Consider the following 5,297-nt stretch of genomic DNA (forward strand, 5'->3'; position numbering starts at 1 on the left):
GGCTCCATTTTATCCTGTTTATCCTGTGAAAACGGATAACATCGTTAAATGCCCTGCCCAGGGATCTGATTTAGCAGCAAAGAGGCTGTGGGGTATGGGAAAAAAGGACCGCTGATTATAAAATTTTCGGTCCCAAGGATTTAAAGCGTCTGGCCTGGGCAATCAGGGAGGGTGCCCAGCATGTGGTGCCAAGGGCATGGATGTGGGTGTAGGTGCCAAAGGTATTGTCTTTGAAAAATCCGTCCTTTTTTTCAAGAATACCCTTGCCCCGGGTCATTTTAAATGCCATGGCAGTATCATGATAATCAATGGACAGTACTTTGGAGTACCGGAATTCATGGCCGCGCAGCACATCTCCTTTGGCATAAAAGGGATTTTCATTCACCACCTCAACTTCAGTGTAGCCATGACCCTGGGGCTGTTTGGACAGCCCGAACCGCAAGGGCAGAATGCCGGTCATGGGGTAGACCACACCATCAAGGCAGATGCTCTCGCCAAGAAATATCAGGCCGCCGCATTCGGCATAAATGGGAAGGCCGTTACGGGACAGAGCTTTTAAATTATCCCTGAACGCCTGATTGGCAGACAGCTGGGCTGCATGGGTTTCAGGAAAGCCGCCGCCCATGTAAATGGCGTCAACGTCGGGGATGTCGGACTGGGATAAAGGACTGATGAATTTAATCCGGGCACCCAGATCTTTTAAGGCTTCAAGATTATCCGGATAATAGAACTGAAATGCGGAATCCCGGACAATGCCAATGGTAACATTGGGGGTTACATTAAAGTTATTCGTTGCCGCCTTTAAATTTTTTCCCGTATTAACTTCCGGAATGGCTTCCTGCCGTGCGCTGTCAACAAGCGGCATGCCATTCCCCTTAAACGAAGTGACCCGCCGGAACAGTTCATCAATATCAATATTATCCAAGGCCACCTGCCTTGCCCGGGCCAGGGACGCATCGCTTTCTTCGTGTTCTTCGGAAGTGACAAGTCCCATATGACGTTCAGGAAAATCTTCCTGCTTAAGCTTGGGTACTGCACCAAGAACCGGGATACTGCAAAACCGTTCAATATTTGCCCGAACTTTTCCCTCGTGGCGCTTCCCTGCCAGACGGTTAAGGATAACCCCGCAAATATTGATATCCGGATCAAACTGCATGCAGCCCATGAGCACAGCAGCCATGGTACGGGTGGATTTGGTGCAGTCCAGCACCAGTACCACCGGCAAATCCAGCAGCTTGGCAAGTTCGCTTGTGGAGGTGGTACCATCCATGTCAATACCATCGTAAAGGCCGCGGTTCCCCTCGACCATGGCAATATCACAGGATTGAGAATGGGTAAGATAAGAGGCTTGTACGACCGGCCGGGCGCACAGATAGGTATCAAGGTTATAGCAGGGGCGACCGGCTGCCCGTGATAGCCAGCCGGCGTCAATATAGTCAGGGCCTTTTTTAAACGGGGCCACTGTTATATTCCGGGCTCTCCATGCAGCAGTTATCCCAAGGGATATTATTGTCTTGCCTGAACCACCCCTGAGTCCGGCAATGACAACTCCAGGAATCTTTTCCCTACTGACAGTCATGAATTAAGCGAAATAGATTTTCTATGCTTCGCCCTCGGAGGAGTGCTGGATACCGGCACCCTTCAGACCGTACATAGTGGTGGATCCGGATGACCAGAATTCGAGGATGCCTTCTTCAACCATTTTGTTGACAACTTTTTTGATTTCCCGGGGTTTGTCATCGGGAAAGATCTTATAAAAGTCTTTAACATAAAATTTGGTTTTGCTGCCGGCCTTTTTCTCAAGCCAGTCAACAACGGCTTTCTGGGCTGCTTCCTTATCGTTTAAAAGATCGCTTGCCATGTTAGACTCCTTTAGTTGAAAGGGATGAACCGGAGAACAAAAAGTGCCCCGGTTCATCCAAATATTAAATAACGCCTAAACCCAAATTCGTTTCTTTGAACTAGAATTTAAACTGAGTGGACTGACGCCAGCTCATGTATGCCTGCTGACGGAAATCGTCAATCAGGTGGTGGGTGAAGTCAAGTTCACAAGCACTAAAAAATTTTTCCCATCCAATTCTTTCTGCCCAGTCGCCCAGACGTTCATATTTGTTGGCGCCGTTTGAATAGGCGTTAACAATCTTTTTGATGGCCTCGGTCATGGACGGCCAGCGGGGCATTTCGTTGGGCAGGAAGGCCACAACAACCTTGGAGAACTTGGGATCGGAAATACGGTTGGACACCTTACCACCAGCCATGAGAACAATACCGTCACCTTCGGTGTCGGCAAGGGGCATGGAGGGGCACATGGTGTAGCAGTTACCGCAGTACATGCAACGTTCGTTTTTAACCTCAACTGATTTTACTTCAGTACCGTTGGGCAGGGTCACTTTGGCAGGTTTAATGGCTGCGGTAGGGCAGGCTGAAACAGCCAGGGGAATTTCGCAAACCTTATCCAGGTATTCATGATCAAGCATTGGCGGTTTTCTGTGATAACCGAGGATGGCGATATCAGAGCAGTGAACCGCGCCACACATGTTCAGGCAGCAGGCCATGGAAACACGGAGTTGGGCCGGCATTTTCATCTGCTGAAAATCATCAAACAGGGCGTCCATGGTAACCTTTACAGTACCGGAGGCATCTGTTGCAGGGGTGTGGCAGTGAATCCAGCCCTGGGTGTGAACGATGTTGGTGATACCGGCACCCGTACCGCCGATGGGAAATTTATGGGAACCGCCGGGGAACTTTCTGGAAGCCAGATCGTTTTTCAAAGGTTCTACTTTGTCCTTGGAATCAACCATGAACTCAATGTTATTACGGGTGGTGAAACGAACATATCCGTCACAATGTTTGTCTGCAATATCGCAGATTTCATTGATGTGCGAGGTGGACATCAGGCGGCAGCCGCCAACCCTTACGGTATATACCTCATCTCCTGACTCGCCAACGTGTACCAGTACGCCGGGCTCAAGAATTTCATGATGAGACCATTTGCCTTTATTGTTTGCGATCACAGGAGGATAAAATTCGTTGTAGTCTCTGGGACCGATGTCGGTGATCCTATTTTCCATCGGTTTCCCGGGATCATACCCTGTAGAAATAAATGCCATTATGATTCTCCCTATTTTATCTTAAGTGATGTTTTCTGTAGTCTTCAACGTCACGCTCCCAGCCACCAGTCACTTCGTCTTCTTTCCAGAAGATGTAGGGGTTGGTTCTCGGGTAGGCAACATGCTGGGGCATCGCTTCAATGCCGGTCACTTCCAGAAGTTTCTGGAAGCCCTGACGCATGATCAGCTCGCCAAGACGTTCACGGTTCTTGCCCTCTTCCATCCACCAATCCCAGACACTTTCAATAACTGCTGTAATTTCTTCGTAATCATTGTCAGGATTAACTTCAATGAAAGGAACAAGCAGAGAACCCATCTGGGCACCATCAAGGATCGGCGCTTTGGCCCCACAAAGAATGGACAGGCCAGTCTCTTTACCAACCTTAAGGGCTCTGGGCATAACATTGATACAGTGCATGCAGCGGGTGCAGTTGGCATTGTCAATAGTCAGTTTTTTGTTTTCGAACTTCATGCAGCCTGTGGGGCAAAGTCCGGTAACTTCTTTTTCAATGTCAAAGGGGCCCCAGTCTTTACCTTTATGGGCACCGGCATTGGCAGGATAAGCCGGATCGTTTTCAACATATTTGTTAACCGCGTCCTGATCAATGCGGATGTCGTCTTTCCAGGTACCGATGAAGGACATATCGGAACGTGCGATGGAGGCAACACAGCAGTTGGGGCAGCCGTCAAATTTAAATTTAAACTTGTAGGGGAAAGCCGGACGGTGCAGCTCATCCTGATACTCGTTGGTCAGGAAATGGCAAAGTGCGCTGGTGTCGTAACAGGCATATTCACATCTGGACTGACCAAGGCAGTCAGCCGGGGTTCTTAAGTTGGAGCCGGAACCGCCCAGATCCTGGTTGAAGTCATGTGTCAGTGTCCAGAACACTTCTTCAAGCTGGGGAGTGGTGGTACCCAGAAGAATGATATCGCCGGTGGCGCCATGCATATTGGTAATTCCGGACCCCCTGAAGTCCCACAGATCCGTCAGTTTTCTCAGGTATTCTGTGCTGTAGTACTTACCGCAGGGCTGATTTACGCGCATGGTGTGAAAATGCTCAACACCGGGGAACAGCTTGGGCTGGTCGCAGTAACGACCGATAACGCCGCCGCCGTAACCGAATACACCGACGATCCCGCCGTGTTTCCAGTGGGTACGTCCATGTTTGTAAGAAAGTTCCAAAACACCAAGAAGATCATCTACGCAATCCTGGGGGATCTGAAATTCAACGCCTTTTTCGTTTTTGGCTCTGACTTCTGCCTGCTGTTTCAGGTCAGAAACAAAGCTAGGCCACGGGCCGGATTCCAGCTCGTCCAGTAAAGGAGTTTTATGCTTCGCCATTTACTTACCTCCGTTAAAAGTTGATTTACATGCAACAATGAAAAGATTTTTCCAAACTTTCCATCAATATTCTTTTTCCCTATCATTTCAAAACGTTAGTGAGAAATAAACGTTTTGAATCATACATTATGAGCAAAATAACATAGCTGATATAGAATTTATACGTCCGCATGTCAATAAAAACCTGTCATCGCAGGTGTGATTATGCGTTCCGGTGGGGGGCAAGCTCATCCAGCAGTGCCGGGTTGACTTCAAAACCTAAATCCACGGCAATATCACAATGCTCAATGGCCCGTTTGTAATCTTCAAGTTCAAGATAGGCCACGGCCAGGTTGTTATGGGCAATGGGGAATTTGGGTTCTACGGACAGAGCCTGGAGGTTGGCCTTGATCCCCTCTTCAACCAATCCTTTCATAAAATAGGCAGTGCCCAGAGTCGTATATGCCTGAATGAAATTCTTATTGTGAATAATGGCTTTTTTCAAATTTTTAATTGCCTTATCCACTTTTTCCTCATCTTCCTTGGCATCCTTGCCGTTCACCAGCTGCAGCAGGACAAAGGCCATATTCCCATAGCCTTCGGCAAAGCCGGCCCGGGCCTTGGTGGCCTGCTGGTTGAACCGGAAACATCCCTCAAGGTCACCACGCTGCAGACACAGGCCGCCAAGTTGCACATAGGCCTCGGCCAGGCTTGGGCTGCACTCAATGGCGTCATGAAGCACGTTTACTGCTTCCGCAAACTCCTGCTTGCCAATCAGCGCAACAGCCAGGTTATAGTGGGTTGTGCCGCATTCGGCATTTTGGATCAGTGCTTGCCTGAGCCGCGCGATCTGCTCGTCTGCATTT

The 5,297-nt window shown here is 49.0% G+C and carries 5 protein-coding genes; all 5 read right to left on the minus strand.

Going from position 1 to position 5,297, the window contains the following annotated elements; genetic code table 11:
• Window positions 1-115: 115 nt before the first annotated feature.
• Complete coding sequence (locus AB7U36_RS17600; protein WP_428160984.1) at window positions 116-1,579, minus strand: cobyrinate a,c-diamide synthase; 1,464 nt, start codon at window positions 1,577-1,579, stop codon at window positions 116-118.
• 21 nt (window positions 1,580-1,600) lie between these two features.
• On the minus strand, window positions 1,601-1,861 hold the full coding sequence (locus tag AB7U36_RS17605; RefSeq protein WP_428160985.1) for a dissimilatory sulfite reductase D family protein: 261 nt from the start codon (window positions 1,859-1,861) through the stop codon (window positions 1,601-1,603).
• A 100-nt stretch (window positions 1,862-1,961) separates the two neighbouring features.
• Window positions 1,962-3,110: a dissimilatory-type sulfite reductase subunit beta gene (dsrB, locus tag AB7U36_RS17610; protein ID WP_428160986.1), complete on the minus strand. Its 1,149-nt coding sequence runs from the start codon at window positions 3,108-3,110 to the stop codon at window positions 1,962-1,964.
• A gap of 16 nt (window positions 3,111-3,126) precedes the next feature.
• Complete coding sequence (dsrA, locus tag AB7U36_RS17615; RefSeq protein ID WP_428160987.1) at window positions 3,127-4,452, minus strand: dissimilatory-type sulfite reductase subunit alpha; 1,326 nt, start codon at window positions 4,450-4,452, stop codon at window positions 3,127-3,129.
• Window positions 4,453-4,654: 202 nt separating this feature from the next.
• A partial coding sequence (locus AB7U36_RS17620; RefSeq protein WP_428160988.1) for a tetratricopeptide repeat protein occupies window positions 4,655-5,297 on the minus strand: 643 nt, incomplete at its 5' end.

It is taken from the genome of Desulfobacter sp. (assembly GCF_050177295.1).